At 63.9% G+C, this 15,342-nt stretch carries 11 protein-coding genes and 1 riboswitch; of the genes, 6 read left to right on the forward strand and 5 right to left on the reverse strand.

Annotation, left to right across the window (positions count from 1 at the left end; all coding sequences use genetic code 11):
* Positions 1–147 precede the first annotated feature (147 nt).
* Complete coding sequence (gene asd / locus K2L43_RS11250; RefSeq protein ID WP_220637573.1) at positions 148–999, forward strand: archaetidylserine decarboxylase; 852 nt, start codon at positions 148–150, stop codon at positions 997–999.
* 308 nt (positions 1,000–1,307) lie between these two features.
* Here the strand turns inward: asd and hutG are convergent, their stop codons facing one another.
* Positions 1,308–2,132 (reverse strand): N-formylglutamate deformylase, encoded by an 825-nt coding sequence (gene hutG, locus K2L43_RS11255; protein WP_047351394.1) that lies wholly within the window; start codon positions 2,130–2,132, stop codon positions 1,308–1,310.
* A gap of 290 nt (positions 2,133–2,422) precedes the next feature.
* Here hutG and K2L43_RS19085 point away from each other — a divergent pair, with 290 nt between their 5' ends.
* Complete coding sequence (locus K2L43_RS19085; protein WP_255580437.1) at positions 2,423–2,710, forward strand: hypothetical protein; 288 nt, start codon at positions 2,423–2,425, stop codon at positions 2,708–2,710.
* 145 nt (positions 2,711–2,855) lie between these two features.
* Complete coding sequence (locus K2L43_RS11265) at positions 2,856–3,419, forward strand: Rrf2 family transcriptional regulator (RefSeq protein ID WP_011804935.1); 564 nt, start codon at positions 2,856–2,858, stop codon at positions 3,417–3,419.
* A gap of 69 nt (positions 3,420–3,488) precedes the next feature.
* Here the strand turns inward: K2L43_RS11265 and K2L43_RS11270 are convergent, their stop codons facing one another.
* Together K2L43_RS11270 and K2L43_RS11275 are read right to left on the reverse strand one after the other, a co-directional pair.
* The gene (locus tag K2L43_RS11270; RefSeq protein ID WP_255580438.1) at positions 3,489–6,131 is read right to left on the reverse strand and encodes a DUF349 domain-containing protein; all 2,643 of its coding nucleotides are present in this window, start codon (positions 6,129–6,131) and stop codon (positions 3,489–3,491) included.
* Between the two features lie 252 nt (positions 6,132–6,383).
* Complete coding sequence (locus tag K2L43_RS11275) at positions 6,384–10,091, reverse strand: DUF748 domain-containing protein (protein WP_220637576.1); 3,708 nt, start codon at positions 10,089–10,091, stop codon at positions 6,384–6,386.
* 718 nt (positions 10,092–10,809) lie between these two features.
* Here K2L43_RS11275 and K2L43_RS11280 point away from each other — a divergent pair.
* The 3 genes from K2L43_RS11280 (at position 10,810) to nrdR (ending at position 13,593) form a co-directional block, all read left to right on the forward strand.
* A complete protein-coding gene (locus K2L43_RS11280; RefSeq protein ID WP_220637577.1) occupies positions 10,810–11,649 on the forward strand; it encodes a lytic transglycosylase domain-containing protein in 840 nt (279 codons plus the stop codon).
* 43 nt (positions 11,650–11,692) lie between these two features.
* A riboswitch (ZMP/ZTP riboswitch) is annotated at positions 11,693–11,852 on the forward strand.
* Positions 11,853–11,886: 34 nt separating this feature from the next.
* The gene (gene glyA / locus K2L43_RS11285) at positions 11,887–13,131 is read left to right on the forward strand and encodes a serine hydroxymethyltransferase (protein ID WP_011804931.1); all 1,245 of its coding nucleotides are present in this window, start codon (positions 11,887–11,889) and stop codon (positions 13,129–13,131) included.
* Positions 13,132–13,143: 12 nt separating this feature from the next.
* Entirely contained in the window at positions 13,144–13,593 is a 450-nt protein-coding gene (gene nrdR, locus K2L43_RS11290) for a transcriptional regulator NrdR (protein WP_011804930.1), read from the forward strand.
* Between the two features lie 76 nt (positions 13,594–13,669).
* Here nrdR and aroC read toward each other — a convergent pair whose 3' ends face one another.
* Both aroC and K2L43_RS11300 read right to left on the reverse strand, forming a co-directional pair.
* Positions 13,670–14,770: a chorismate synthase gene (gene aroC / locus K2L43_RS11295; RefSeq protein ID WP_172207123.1), complete on the reverse strand. Its 1,101-nt coding sequence runs from the start codon at positions 14,768–14,770 to the stop codon at positions 13,670–13,672.
* A gap of 93 nt (positions 14,771–14,863) precedes the next feature.
* Positions 14,864–15,319, reverse strand: coding sequence for a CBS domain-containing protein (locus K2L43_RS11300; protein WP_047351400.1), 456 nt, complete (start codon positions 15,317–15,319; stop codon positions 14,864–14,866).
* Between the last annotated feature and the right edge of the window lie 23 nt (positions 15,320–15,342).

Below are 15,342 nucleotides of genomic sequence, written 5' to 3' on the forward strand. Positions count from 1 at the left end.
CGCGCATTATCCGGGCAAGCCCTGAACTTGCAGGGCATATGGTTTTTTGCGCCATTACGGGCATCCATAACGCACGGGACGCACGGCTGCGGCGCAATCCACCCTCCCCTTAGAATCATCCGACTCCATCACCAGGATTACCGCCACGTGTCTGATCGTATCGCCGTACTGCCTCAGTACTTGTTACCCAAACAAGCCCTGACCTCCTTTGCCGGACGTATGGCGTCTGCGCGCGCGGGCCAATTGACCACCGCGGTCATCCGCCGGTTTGTCGCGCGCTACGGCGTGGACATGAGCGAGGCGGCCAATCCGGACATTGCGAGCTACGCAACCTTCAACGACTTCTTTACACGTGCGTTGCGCCCTGGACTGCGCCCACTTGCCAATGCTGCGGTGGTATGCCCTGTGGATGGAGCGGTCAGCCAGATCGGCTCCATCGAGCAGGACCAGATCTTCCAAGCCAAGGGCCACCTCTACTCCACCGCGGCTCTGCTTGGCGGCGACGCCGAAATGGCCGCGCAGTTCCAGGATGGCAGCTTCGCCACCATCTATCTCAGTCCACGCGACTACCACCGCATTCACATGCCGTGCGATGGACGACTGGTGCGCATGGACCATGTGCCTGGGGCATTGTTTTCAGTGAACCCGACCACCGCACGCGGTGTGCCCGGACTGTTTGCGCGCAACGAACGTGTGGTCTGCCTGTTCGAAACGCCCCTGGGCCCCATGGCGCTCGTGCTGGTAGGCGCCACCATTGTCGGCAGCATGGCCACGGTATGGCACGGCCAGGTCAATCCACCGCGTACCGGCCAACCGCGCCGCTGGGATTATGGGGACCGAGAAGTCGTGCTTCGTCAGGGTGATGAAATGGGGCGTTTTCTGCTGGGCTCCACGGTCGTGCTGCTGTTTCCCCGCGGCGCAGTTCAGTTCATGCCGGGATGGGAAGCAGCGCGGCCCGTGCGGCTGGGTGAAGCTATGGCGCACCGCTGCGGCATCTAGTTCACCTATTGGTGCGTTGATACCCGCTGTTCAGTGCCTCTCTGGCACCCGAGCAGTGGTAAACAAGGTGGGTTCGAGCTCCAGGTCCAGGGGGTCCACGGGTTCAGCGCGCCCCACCAGGTACACAGCCAGATCCTGGCGCCGCAGTGCTACATGGCTGACAGTTTCCCAACTTCCGGCTCGCCTCACCCGGGTGCCCGGCTTGAAGACCGGCATGCGGAATTGTCTGGACCATCCCCACGGCGCCTCGGCCGGATCTTGCGCTACGAGAGAGGGACTGGAAACCTGCATGCGCGCATCTTAGCGCGTCAGCGCAATGACCGTTGCTGCGCGAACCGGAGTGCTGCCTCCACCATACGTTGCAGCGTGGGCTGAATGCGCCCGGCGCGCTCCGGCAGGTAGTTGAACGGCGGTGCCTCCTGCATATAGCTGCACTGTGTCATCTCCAGTTGGACCGCGTGGATGTTGCGCGCAGGCTCGCCGTAACGGCGCGTGATGTAGCCCCCCTTGAACCGTCCGTTGAGCACGGCCGTGTGGTCGGGCGCCGTTTCGGCAATGGCAAACAGCTCCTGCGCCAGCGCTGCATCGCAGCTCGTGCCTCCGGCGGTACCCAGGTTCAGGTCTGGCAATGTGCCGTCGAAGAAGCGCGGAAGGACCGACCGAATCGAGTGCGCATCCCACAACACCGCCACGCCATGGGTAGCGCGCATACGGTTCAACTCTTCCCGCAACTGGGCATGGTAGGGCTCCCACAATGCCTCGCGCCGCGCGGCAACCTCGGCTGCGTCCGGCACAAGCCCGCCTCCATACAACGGCGTGCTGTCAAAGGCGTCCACAGGGCACAGCGCAGTGACGCTCTGGCCTGGGTAGAGGTTGGAGTCATCAGGAGGGCGATTGAGGTCAATCACATAGCGCGAGTGCGTGGCGACCAGTACTGAAGCTCCCATCGACTTCGCAAAACCGTAGAGCCGTTCCAGATGCCAATCGGTGTCCGGAACGCTCCGCGCCTCGGGATTGAGGCGCCTTGCGATGGCGTCTGGCACATGGGTGCCCACGTGGGGCATGGAAACCAGCAGTGGCGCGGTGCCTCTGTGGAAGGTGAAAGGGGGGCAATCGGAAGGCACGACATTCATGGCAATGGACAAGCGGGCGAACCAACAGTTGGCGTTAGTGCGCAACCTGGGCCGCAGTATGGCGCATCATCTTGAGGCTCAAGGGATCCCGTCCCCCCTGCTGCACCGGCAACGACACACGCGCGTGTAGCCAAAGGCCAATGAGTCAGACCACTGTCCTCATGTATTGCCGAAGGGCTTTAAGGACCCGCCCGTATAATTTGTCCACCATGCCGAGATGGTTGATTGCGGTTTTCACCCTCCACTTCCTGCTGAGCGTGGGTGTCTCCGCATTTGGCAAGGTGCCACCCGTGGAACACCTGCGGCCAGCGGTCGCCTCCGTGCAGCTGGCACCAGCAGGCGAGGCCGCAATGGCAATAGCTGCTGACCTTTCCGTGGCAAACGACGCGTTATCCGAAGGCGAGCACGGCCTGATGGACGCGCAGCAGGATCTACCGGACGATCAGAACATACGCGCCTTTCGCGGCAAGCCCCTCCATGGCTTGTTCAGTTGCCCCGCGCAATGGGAGAGAGCCGCCCTCTCCCCTGTGCTGAAAAAGCAGCCTAAACCTCCCAGGTCCCTGGCTCTGCGCGTCTAAAAGGTTGCGCCCGCCTGGACGCGTCGTTCTGCGAACGCGAAAGACAGGTGCGCCGCGCAACTCCGGCGTGCAACCCCTCCTCTTTTCCCTCCTGACCATCGGACCGATGGCTTCAGGCCCTTTTCCTACCCTCAGGAACAGCACCATGCGTTTGACCACCCGAGGCAAACTCGCCGTCACTGCGGTCACCGATCTGGCCTTGCGCTCCCACGGCCGGCCGATCGCGCTTCCCTCCATCAGCGCCCGCCAAGGCATCTCCCTGTCGTATCTCGAAGACATCTTCAGCGCACTGCGCCGCGCCGGCCTGGTCCACAGCATTCGCGGGCCCGGCGGGGGGTACACACTGACACGGCCGCCACAGGAACTCTCCGTGGCCGATATCGTCATCGCCTCCGAAAAATACATGGGCGGCGCCGATGACAAGGGCACGGACACTGGCACCGCATCGGCACCAGGCGAGATGACGGCCGAGCTGTGGGCCAGCTTTCACTCGCGTGTCATGGAATACCTGCAGTCCATTACGGTGGCGGACCTGCTGACCCAACGGGAAGCCAGCGCCTGCCATGCCGACCATTCTGCAGCCGTGGTAGTGGCCCCGCCCGCCAGCACCACAGGCCGACGGGCAGCGAAAACCCAGCTACCGTCAGGGGATGTGCCGAACTCCGTATTTGCCTTGGGGCTTGCCGTTCCGCGCACCCGGACGAGTTGATGCGCCGGCATCCGTAGCGTCCTTCTCCGGAACGACACGGATGCCCGCCCTGGGCGACGACACTGCCGACTATTTGCCGAGCAGGACCTTCAATGCGCTCTGCAGACGGCGCGCGCCTACCTCGTCGCTAGCGCCTTCCAGCACGCGCGCCACATCCTGCGTCCAGGTTTGCGCCGGCGACGGATCGTTGCGACGCGTGAGCAACTGCAGCTGCAGAGCGCGCCGTGCGGCCAGTTGGTCTGCGGGCGTCGGGACCTCCGCCGCGATCTCCAGCCGCAGCAATGCTTCCGGGGCCCCCCCGGCCGCAGGTGCCGCAATCGCCTGCGACCAGGCTGTACGCGCCGTGGGGGGCACCTTGCCGCCCAGTTCCTGGACGCTGGGCAATTGCGCAGCGTCGCGGCTTTTCCAGGCCGACAACAGCTGCGTGAGCGCTTCGCCATGGGCCTGTGCCGCCAGCTTGCGCAGCGCGCCCTGCGCATGCTCCATGGCGTCGCGTTGCGCGCGGAAAGCCGCATCACCCAGACGCGGACCTCGCGCAGCAGCAGCACCATCGCGCTCCCGCCCCCGCCCCTGCATACCGCTGTCCCGTGGGCCGCGGCCGTCACGCCGGTCGCCACCACGGCCGGTGACCGTGGGCTGCGCGGGCACCGCCTTGCGCGCCCCCGGCCGGTCATCGCCACGCACGGCCACCACCGGGCGCGCCGCAGGCACGGGTTTGGAAGTCGGCGCATCGTTTTGATCTGCTACCGAATCAGTAGCTGCTTGCGCTTGACCATCAAGGGTTTGATCGGCTTTTTTATCTAAATTCTCGGACCCCCCCGATTCGCCGGCTGGCTCCTTCAGCGCGCGCTCCAGCGCGGCCATGGCACTGCGGATCTTCTGCGCATCGCCCGACGCATTGGCGGCCTCCAGCGCCTTGGATGCCTCCAGCACGGCCCGGTCGCGCGCGCTCAACTCGGAGGCACTGCGCTCACGTTCGGCCGACTTGCGGTTGAACGCCTCGTCGATGGGCTTGCGGAACGCGTCCCAGAGCTTCTGCTCATGCTTGCGATCCAGCGGCACCGCCTGCGCCTCGGCCTGCCAACGCTGCTGCAAGGCCTTGATGGCATCGATGCGCAGACCCGGGGCCGCACCCAGGGCGCCTGCCTCGTCGATCATGGCGTGGCGGCGCTCCAGGCTGGCCTTCTGCGCAGCCTCCAGCGGAGCGCTGGCAGCCGCCAGTGCCTGCTTCCACAGTGGCTGCAGTTCAGCGAACATCTTTTCGCTCACATGGCCACCGGTGCGCCAACGCTCGGCAAACTGGTGCAATGCACGACTAAAGGACTTCCAGTCCTGCACAGCGGCAGCGGCCTGCGATTGGGCCCAGGCATTCACCTCTTCGATCAGCGCCAACCGCTGCGCACGGTGTTCGGCACCTTCGGCACGCACCTTCTCCAGCCAGCCCTCGACCACCTTGTGCGCGGCATTGCACGCATCGTCGAATTTCTTCCACAGGGCGTGGTTGGCCAGCGCCCCCTGGTCGGCCTGCTTCCACTGCTCGCGCAGCTGGCGCAGCGTTTCCTGCATCTTGCGCCCACCGAGGGACTGTCCTTCCGGCCTGCGCAGCAGTGCCTCGGCCCGGGCCACGAGATCCTCGCGCACCTGGTCGGCGCTCCAGCGCTGCCAGCCCTCCAACTCGCCCGCGGCCACGAGGGCGGCGTGCACTTTCTGCTCCAGTTCGGCATCGATCAACTTGCCGTGCACCTTAAGCACGGCGCGCAGCGCAGTCGCTGCGCCAGCGCTGGCCTTGCCATGGCCCTGTGCGGTTTCCTGCTCCAGCTTGGCCAGGGCCTCCTGGACGGCCTGCAAGGCCTTCTCGCGCATTTCAGGAGTCGCCTGCGGCTTGGATGGGCGGGGGGCAGGCGTCTTGGCGGCGGCTCCCGCTTCTGGGGGTAGCCCGCGCGCCTGGCGCAGTTCGTCGGACCACACGGGCACGGGCGGCAGGGGAGCCGAGGGGTCTTCTGCCGCAAGGACAGCCTGCGCCAATGCCGACTGAAACGCTTCCCACACCACCAGCAGCTGGGTGCGCGAAGCATCGAGCAACGCGGGAAAGCGCGCCTCTACGCTAGGCCAGGCACTGTCGTCGGCAAGTGCCTGGGCCTGCTCCTGCCAGCGGCCGACATCGGCGTTCAGCAGTTCCAGCGCAGACTGCGCATCCTTCCACGGTTTGGTGGAGAGCACTTCGATGCGCTGCGCGAGCAGAACGGCGGCTTCGCGCTGCACCTGAACACGATGCTGCAGGTCTTCGATGGTTTTCACGCGCTCGTTCAGACGCTGTTTGAGCACCGACAGAGGTTCGCGGGACAGCGGCGCGCCGGCCTTGGCCGCATCGCGCTGCCAGGCGAGCGCGTCGGCAATGTTGAGCTTGGCGGCTGCGAGCAGCGCTTCGGCCTTGGCTGCCCATTCGGCGGCGATCGCCTCCTGGCCCTCCGCGCGCCGAATCTCGTCCAGGCGCTCACGCACTGCGCGCGCGGCGCCTTTGTCCCGCGCACTCAATTCCTTGAATACTTCCTGGAGCTTTTCCACGCCAGGCTGGGTAGACAACCATTCACGGATGCGTGCCGAGCGTTCACCCGACGTGGCCGCAGAGAAAGCGCCGCCCGTCAACGCATCAAGGGGATGCGGCTCGCTGGTTTTGGCAGGGACCGGGGTCGCGTCAGATGCGTCGGACATTTTGCTACGTGAAGAAAAAGGGAACATGGATTTATTGAGGTGCAAGCGAGCCACCTTGCGCCAACAGCGCAAGCAGTAGGTGGGCATCGCTCACGGACAAGCGGCTATTTTCGCCCGGTTTTACACCGCCTTCCCGCTGCGCCAGATCAGGAATCCGAGGGATAGACGGGATGGCGCGGGAACCGCGCTCGCATTGGAACGGTACTGTACCGGTAGCCGCACCTTTTGAGGTTACAAAATCCCGCGCGCACCTCACTGGGCATTCAAAGAAAGCTCTGCCTTCGGCCGCCATGGCGCATCGCCCTCCCCCCCCGGCTGAAGCTTGCTTGCGCCTACGAACAAACGTTCAAGCGGGACTTGCTGTTGCGCCAGGTAGTCCCGCACGGCCACCCCTCGCGCCAAGGCCAGATCCGCCATGGCGTTGTCCGGAACTGTCAGGTTGTGCATTAGCAGGGCCTCCATCTCTGCAACGGGTACATCCTTCGCCAGACCGACGAAGTTGCGCGGTTTGCGGATGTCGGACCGGCGATACAACTCCTTCAGCAGCGCAGGGTATTCCTCCTCAGTGAGCGGTGCGATGCTGTCCGCAGGTTCACCCGCACGGATGGCTGCCCTGCGCTTTTGCGCCTCGGCCATGTCTCGCAAGCGCTGGCGTTTCCATGCCAGCTGCTCGGCGTCGGGCTGTGCCCAACCCACGACGGTGACCTTCAGTGCGGGGCGGTTGTTCAGTTCGTTGGCGATTTTGTCCAGTTGCTGTCGGGCCTTCTCATCCAGTTCTGCACTGCCCAGCGCGAAGAGAACCGCACCCTGCTCGCCCGCGTCGCTGAAAGCGCCAGCCAACAGGGAAAAGGGGGCGGTGATCGCTTTCATGATGAGGTTGCCGATGACCTTCAGGATGACCGCTCCCAGACGGAATTCGGGGTCGTTGAGGGAGCCGCTGATGGGCAGATCCACGTCGATGATCCCATTGCGGTCCGCCAGCAGGGCCGTCGCCAGCCGCACGGGCAGACTAGCGGACGCGCCCTCCACGGGTTCCCCAAACGCCAGTTGGTTCAATACCAGCTTGTTGGTGGCGATGAGCTGCCCATCGGGCAAGATCTTGTACGCCACGTCCATGCTGAGCTTGCCCTTCTCTATCCCATGACCCGCGTACTTGATGCTGTAAGGCGACAACGGGGGCAGCTCAAGGTCACGCATGCGCCCCTGAATATCCAGCGCCAGGGGCTTGACCAGCGGGTTGATGCGGCCGGTGACTTCCAGTGACGCCGTCCCCTGGGCGCGACCGCGCAATTCCAGGTCGGCCATCTGCGGCGCTGCCCCCGCCTCCGGCGACACCGAGGAAAATGCGCTCAACCCGCCCGTGAGCGCACTCAGGTCGGCAGAGTAGTTGGGTTTGATGAAGTAATCCGTGAAACGCACCGACCCATTGGTCAGCGCCACGGGACCAAAGCGGATCTGCGGAGCCGAAGGGGCCGCTGCCGGAGCGACGGCTGCAGCGTTCGATGCCGCAACCGCGTCTTCCGCTGCCGAAGCCTTGCGAATATCCTGCAAATTGATGCGGCCGTCTTCCTGCACGATGATCCGTGCGAAGAAATCGCTGAGCGCCGTTTCCTTCACATCCAGAGACACAGGCTGGTCTGGCTGCAAATTCATCGCCACTCCGCGCAACGCCAGGGATTTCCAGCGCAGCAGATCCTCGCCCCGCGCGCCTACGCTCCGCTCGCCGGCCTTCGTCTCCTCAGGCATGTCCAAGCCAGCCTTGGCGCGCACGCGCACCTCGTCCAGCGACACATCCCCCTTGACCGAAACAGTGGCGCCGGCATTCCCCTGGACATAGCGCACGTCTCCGTCGAAGCCACCATCGGCGCGGAGGACGTCGACATTAAGCTCCTGCCCTACATAGGGCTCCAGCGCGTGCAACGGCAGGTGTTGGGCGTGTACCTTGCCCTGCGCCGTCAGAACGGGCGCCATCGCCACCGAGCCCTCGTAGCGCAATCGCCCGGGTTCAGTCCTCCCTGCACCCACCCGGCCTTCCAGGCGCAATGACGTGGGAGTGACCCGCCCGTCCGCATAAGCAAAATCCCGCGCGTGCAGCTGCAGATCGAACACATTCAGCGCTACGGCGCTCTGCGCTACCGCGTCGCGCAAAGCCACTGCTGCGCCATCGATCTCCAGGGAAGCCAGCCCCATGGACCAGGGAAGACCCGCAGCCTTTGGAGCGTCCGCGTTGGGCCCCGTCACCCCCGGGGGCGACACGCCCCACTGTTCAAACATCCATTCCCCCGTGCGAGTGCGCGACAGCAACAGGCGCGGCCTCTGCAACGAAATCCGCTCTACCGATACGGCGCGCCGGGGCCAGCGTACCCAGGCATTGCCCGCTTCCAGCCGGCTCCACGCGGCCAGTGAATCCGCAGGCGCGTCCTGGATTCCTGCGCTCTGCAGTGGAACGCATTGTTCCTTGGAGGCGCAACGCAGCGCCAACTTATCCACGGACAACGCAGCCACCTTCGCCAGCACGACATCGCCATGCCGTGCTATTCCCAGGTCCGCATCCACGGAACCTTCCACGCGGGGTTGCAGCACGCCCGCCAGATAGGGCGCAGCGATGGACAGCGGCAGGCCCTTGATGGAAAGGGCGGCCTGCGCCTGCGAGGCGCTCACTTGGCCCAGTACAGCCAATCGCGCGGATTCGCTGCTGCGGGCGACCGCAGACTGCCTGAAGGAAGCACTCGCACGCAATTGCATGGGCTGTTCCAGCGGCAAGGCAATGGACGACGCTTCTACCTGCAGGTCTTCCACCTCCCACACGGCGGTCCCCCGCGGCAGGCTGGCATCGGTCCATTGGATGAAGCCATCCCGCAAACCCACCCTGGCGATATGGACACGCCAGGGCTCCGCAGACTCCTTTGTCTGTGGCGCTGGGTGCTCGTCGCTGTCGGCCCGTGGCAATCCCGCAAGCTTTACTTCACCCGCCTCGTTTCGGCGTACATGTGCACGCGCGCCGCGCCATTCCAGCAGATCAATGTTGATCCTGCGCCGCAGGGGCTCCGTCTCCTTGAATACGGCACGCATTTCCTCGAATTGCAGCAAAGGCTGCTCCTGCGCATCGGTGGCATGTACCCCGCTCAGTTGCACATCCCCGGAAATCAGCAGTCGAGGGGTCTCCCGTTGCTCGAACCCTAGTTGAACATCCGCGTCCAATCGCCCCGCCTTGAGCCGCACCGGCACGCTGGGCGGCAGGTAGCGACCGAAGGGGGCCAGGTCGAAATTCTCAATATGCAGGCGAACCTCGGCTTCCCTGGTGTCCGTAAAGGGAGTGGCCATCGCTGAGGTATCAAAGGTGCTGCCGTTGAGCTCAAACGCCAGGCGCGGCGTCACCTTGACCTCGCGGTCCGCAGAAAAACTGCTCAGGAAAGGAACGTCCAGTTCCACGCGGCGCAACGTGTGCACCACCCCCACCGTACGGTCATCGAATTCGACGACACCACCCTTCAATGCGATATTGAAGAGCGCGAAATGTGCCGGCTCCGTGGCTGATTTCTCGCCCTGCGGCTTCGCCGCCATGAGCGCGAGCAAGTCGTCCACGTCATAAACCCCTGGGGCCAATTGCGTGACACGAACTACCGGGTCGTCTACCTGCAGCGCATCGATCACTGGAGCGCCCCGCCAAAGGGATTGCAATTCAGCGTCTATATAGATGCGGCCCACCCGTACCTGCTCTGAACTGCCATCCTTTGACGCCAGGGCTACGCCGTGCAAAGTGGCCTCCAAAGTCCAGGGCAAAAACTCCACCCGTTCGACCGTCAACTTGCGCCCCAGCGCTTCACTCGCATGCCTTTCAATCTGCGACTGCGCCAGCGGAGGGACCACCAGCCAACCGAGCAGCCACGCGCCGCCCCAGCACAGCACCAACCATGCAAATCGACGAATCCAGGGGTTGTTCTTGATGATTTGCAGCACGCGGCACCTATTCTGTTGAGCTACCAACGCAATGGGACCGTTCCCGCGCTGACGCAGGCAGGTAAAAAAACGCAAAAAAAGAAAGCCCGGTGTCGAACTTCTTCGCACACCGGGCTTGACGGCTGACACAACGGTCTTTCGCCATCTTTTTGCGCTTGGGAGAGGATCGTCTCAAGCGCAGGAGGCAAGGGATTGCCTCCAGGGGTTGCCTTGGAGGAGATCTCATGTGATGCGGCACTGTCTGCCATTCATCGCGCTGATCGCCCCGTTTGGCGAATGCCTGAGTCGTTCAGGCACCTCAACGATAGCAAATTCGAGCGCGCGTTCCAACAGCTTTTAGCAATGAAAAATTTCATGCAATTGACTGTTTCATTAAGCAGTCGAATTGCTTGCGCACAAACCCTTCTTAAAAGGACATGCGCGAAAAATCTGTGCTTTCCCACAGATTGAACAGAACTTTTTGTTCTAAAAAATTCAAACATTAGTATTGACCTTGAATTTGGAGACCTCCTAGAATCCGCCAGCCCTCAACCAAGGCCTAGTAAAAACCCTAGCCTCTACAGATTTCGGCTACGACAGTCAACAGATTCCCCTGGGCCTAACGCGCCTAAACGGACTGAACGGCATACCCACCCAGACCCCACCGTCTGGCAGGACCGGACTCCTGAGCAACCACGACAGTGCTCTTCGCTCAGGAGCCGACTTAGAAAGGAAAGCTATGACAGCGTCAGGAAATGTGATTGCCGGCGTCCGCACGTTTGCGGCCGATGTGATCAACGGTTTTCTGGAAGTGACACACAGCGGCTTCGCCCTGCTCGGGCTGGGCGTCGTCTTCGGCGTGATCACACTTACGGCACGCCCGGACCTGCGCCAGGCAGGAGAAGAAGAACTCATGGGCTGGCTGCAGGCCCGCCAGGAAGCCGTAGTGGGCTTCCCTATGGAGCCTGCCGCAAGCGAGCGGGCAGTAGCGCTCAACCCCAAGGAGTTGCCGCGGGAACAGGCTGCCGTGGCCTACTGGCTCAGCAAGAAGTACCGCGTGGCGCCCGAACCGCTGGCGGCACTGGTCACCGAGGCGTATGAAATCGGCGTGCGGACCAAACTGGATCCCACCTTGATCCTGGCCGTCATGGCCGTGGAATCGAGCTTCAACCCGTTTGCACAAAGCCCGGTAGGTGCGCAAGGATTGATGCAGGTGATGACGCGTGTGCATACCGACAAGTACGAAGGCTTTGGTGGGCACCTGGCGGCATTCGATCCCGTGGCCAACCTGCGCGTGGGCGTGAAGGTGCTGCAGGAGTGCATCGCGCGCGCCGGCTCGCTGGAAGGCGGACTGCGTTACTACGTCGGCGCAGCCAACCTGCCCGACGACGGGGGCTACGCCGCCAAGGTACTGGCAGAGCATTTCCGGCTGCGCCAGGTCGCCAATGGTCGCACGGGCGTTTCTCCCGCCGGCCCAGTGAATCCACCTCTCCTGTCCACCAAGGCTCCTGCCACACCGGAAGCCGCACCTGCAACCCCTGCCACTGGCGAGAAGGTGGCCCTGCTGAGCGGCCTCTGAAGAGCCTACTCTGGCATTGATGAAGGGCGTGCTCAGCTACACTAGCAGGGCACGCAACTGGCGATAGGCGCGGACGTCCCCCGGGGCACCGCCGCTGACGTGGACACCGGCAGGAAACAGCGTTTTTCTGCAAACCACTGGGGAGCGTGCCGCGCGGCAGGCACCAGCCCCGCAGCGATCCGTCGTTCGCCTGGGCAGCCCTTGATTGCCAAGGGACACTTAGTTCATCGGACTGCCATGTACCAACGCAATATTCTTGTCGAACAAACCGATCCCGAGGTGTGGGCCGCCATCCAGGCCGAAGACCGCCGCCAGGAAGAACACATTGAGCTGATCGCCAGCGAGAACTACGCCTCGCCCGCCGTGATGGCCGCTCAGGGCTCGCAGCTCACCAACAAGTACGCCGAAGGCTACCCTGGCAAGCGCTACTACGGCGGCTGCGAGAACGTGGACGTGATCGAGCAGTTGGCCATCGACCGCATCAAGCAACTCTTCGGCGCCGAAGCGGCCAATGTGCAGCCCAACTCGGGTTCGCAGGCCAACCAGGCTGTGCTGATGGCCTTCCTGAAGCCCGGCGACACCATTCTGGGCATGAGCCTGGCCGAGGGCGGCCACCTCACGCACGGCATGCCGCTGAACATGAGCGGCAAGTGGTTCAACGTAGTCTCCTACGGACTGAACGACAAGGAAGAGATCGACTACGACGCGCTGGAAGCCAAGGCCCGCGAGCACAAGCCCAAGCTGATCATCGCCGGCGCCTCCGCCTACGCCCTGCGCATCGACTTCGAGCGCTTCGCGAAGATCGCCAAGGAAGTCGGCGCCATCTTCTGGGTGGACATTGCCCACTATGCCGGCCTGGTCGTCGCGGGCGAGTACCCCAACCCGGTGCCGTTTGCGGACGTGGTGACCTCCACCACGCACAAGAGCCTGCGCGGCCCACGCGGCGGCATCATTCTGATGAAGGCCGAGCACGAGAAGGCCATCAACAGCGCCATCTTCCCCGGCCTGCAGGGCGGCCCGCTGGAGCACGTCATCGCCGCCAAGGCCGTGGCCTTCAAGGAAGCCCTGTCGCCCGAGTTCAAGCAGTATCAGCAGCAGGTGACCAAGAACGCCAAGGTGTTCGCGGAAACGCTGATCCAGCGCGGACTGCGCATCGTGAGCGGTCGCACCGAAAGCCACGTGATGCTGGTGGACCTTCGCGCCAAGGGCATCACCGGCAAGGAGGCCGAGGCAGCCCTGGGCAAGGCCCATATCACGATCAACAAGAACGCGATCCCCAACGATCCCGAAAAGCCGATGGTCACCAGCGGCATTCGCGTGGGCACGCCCGCCATCACGACACGGGGTTTCAAGGAAGAGGAAACGCGCCTCACGGCCAACCTGGTGGCCGACGTGCTGGACAATCCGCATGACGAGGCGAACCTGGAAGCCGTGCGCGCCAAGGTGCACGCGCTGACCAGCCGCTTCCCGGTCTATCGCTGATCGACCGCCGCGATGAAGTGCCCCTTTTGCAGCCATCAGGAGACCCAGGTCGTCGAGACCCGCGTCTCCGAGGACGGGGACTTCATCCGCCGCAGGCGCCAGTGCGGCGCCTGCGACAAGCGCTTCACGACCTACGAACGACCGGAAGTCAACTTCCCCACGGTTGTCAAGAAGGACGGCCGCCGCGTCGAATACGACCGCGAGAAACTGCTGGGATCGTTCAAGCTGGCGCTGCGCAAGCGCCCGGTGAGCACAGTGCAGATCGACTCGGCCATCGAGCGCATCGAGGAAAAGCTGCTCAACCTGGGGCAGCGCGAGATTCTGTCCAGCCGCATCGGCGAGCTGGTCATGCGCGAGTTGAAGAAGCTCGACAAGGTGGCCTATGTGCGCTACGCCAGCGTGTACCGCAGCTTCGAGGACATCGACGAGTTCCGTGCGCTGGTGGACGAAGTCCGCAAGTAAGCCGCTGCTCTCCCATTGCTCTTCTATTGATAGCTGACAGCGCCCACTGGGCGGGCGCTACAGCCGTTTTTGACCATCACCCCTGGCGGACTGCCGGAATCGGAGCCACGGCCTGCACCACGTCGCCGCATTGCGCACGGTGGCGCAGCGCATGGTCCATGATGACCAATGCAAGCAACGCCTCGGCGATCGGCGCGGCGCGGATGCCCACGCAGGGGTCGTGGCGCCCCTTCGTGATCACCTCGGTACTCTGGCCGTGGATGTCGATGGACTCGCGCGGGCTGATGATGGAACTGGTGGGCTTGATGGCCAGCGACACCTCGATGTCCTGCCCGGTGCTGATGCCGCCCAGCACGCCACCCGCGTTGTTGCTGGCGAAGCCCGTGGGCGTGAGCGAATCGCCGTGCGTGGTGCCGCGCTGGGCCACGCTGGCAAAGCCGGCACCGATCTCCACACCCTTCACGGCGTTCAGGCCCATCATCACATGGGCGATGTCGGCGTCCAGCTTGTCGTACAGCGGCTCGCCCAGTCCCACGGGCACACCGGTAGCTTGCACACGAATGCGCGCGCCGCAGGAGTCGCCGGACTTGCGCAGCGCGTCCATGTAGTCCTCGTAGGCCTGCACGTCGGCCACCGGTGCGAAGAAGGGGTTGTGCGGCACATGCTCCCAGCTCTCGAACGGGATGGGCAGTTCGCCCAGTTGGGTCATGCAGGCACGAAAGCGGGTGCCGTATTTCTCGGCCAGCCATTTCTTGGCCACCGCGCCGGCGGCTACGGTGGGTGCCGTGAGGCGCGCAGACGAGCGGCCGCCACCGCGCGGGTCGCGCAGGCCGTACTTGTGCCAGTAGGCATAGTCGGCATGCCCCGGGCGGAAGCTCTGCGCGATGTTGCCGTAGTCCTTGCTGCGCTGGTCGGTGTTGCGGATCAGCAGCGCGATGGGCGTGCCGGTGGTCTTGCCCTCATATACGCCCGAGAGGATTTCCACCGCATCCGGCTCGTTGCGCTGCGTCACATGGCGGCTGGTGCCGGGGCGGCGGCGGTCCAGGTCGGCCTGAATGTCGGCCTCGGACAGTTCCATGCCGGGCGGGCAGCCGTCGATCACGCAGCCGATGGCGGGGCCATGGGATTCACCAAAGTTGGTGACGCAAAAAAGGGTACCGAGTGTGTTGCCGCTCATAGGGGTGCGATTATCCCCGAGCCACTGTTACTACCAAAAAAATAGCTGCCAGCGCTTGATTGACAAGCGCTGGCAGCTATTTTGATCACCAAATCAGTTGGCCGGCCGCGATTCTTCCTGCGGCCAGTCGCGGATGTAGGCCTTGAGCAGCTTGTTCTCGAAATTCTGGCTGTCCACCACGGCCTTGGCCACGTCGTAGAAGCTGACCACGCCCATCAGCATGCGCTTGTCCATCACGGGCATGTAGCGCGCGTGGCGGCCCAGCATCATGCGGCGCACCTCGTCCATGTCGGTCTCCAGGGTGCAGGTCAGCGGCGCGTCGTCCATGGCGGTACGCACCAGCATGGTGCCCACGCCGCCACCATTTTTCGTCAGCGCCTGGATCACCTCGCGGAAGGTGAGCATGCCCACCAGGTCGCCATGTTCCATCACGACCAGCGAGCCGATGTCCTTCTCGGCCATGGCATCCACGGCGCGGGCCAGCGGCTCGTCGGGATGCACGGTGTAGAGGGTGTTGCCTTTGAGGCGCAGGATGTCGCTGACTTTCATGGGGAGTCTCCGAAGGGTTCTGC

The organism is Diaphorobacter sp. MNS-0, assembly GCF_019602835.1.
GTDB classification, from domain to species: Bacteria; Pseudomonadota; Gammaproteobacteria; order Burkholderiales; family Burkholderiaceae_C; genus Diaphorobacter; species Diaphorobacter nitroreducens.

Excerpts from the sequence above, each read along its gene's own strand:
- K2L43_RS11265 (WP_011804935.1), top strand. The coding sequence starts at position 2,856 with ATGCGTTTGACCACCCGAGGCAAACTCGCCGTCACTGCGGTCACCGAT.
- K2L43_RS11300 (WP_047351400.1), bottom strand. The coding sequence starts at position 15,319 with ATGAAAGTCAGCGACATCCTGCGCCTCAAAGGCAACACCCTCTACACC.
- K2L43_RS11270 (WP_255580438.1), bottom strand. The coding sequence starts at position 6,131 with ATGTCCGACGCATCTGACGCGACCCCGGTCCCTGCCAAAACCAGCGAG.
- K2L43_RS11280 (WP_220637577.1), top strand. The coding sequence starts at position 10,810 with ATGACAGCGTCAGGAAATGTGATTGCCGGCGTCCGCACGTTTGCGGCC.
- nrdR (WP_011804930.1), top strand. The coding sequence starts at position 13,144 with ATGAAGTGCCCCTTTTGCAGCCATCAGGAGACCCAGGTCGTCGAGACC.
- hutG (WP_047351394.1), bottom strand. The coding sequence starts at position 2,132 with ATGAATGTCGTGCCTTCCGATTGCCCCCCTTTCACCTTCCACAGAGGC.
- aroC (WP_172207123.1), bottom strand. The coding sequence starts at position 14,770 with ATGAGCGGCAACACACTCGGTACCCTTTTTTGCGTCACCAACTTTGGT.
- glyA (WP_011804931.1), top strand. The coding sequence starts at position 11,887 with ATGTACCAACGCAATATTCTTGTCGAACAAACCGATCCCGAGGTGTGG.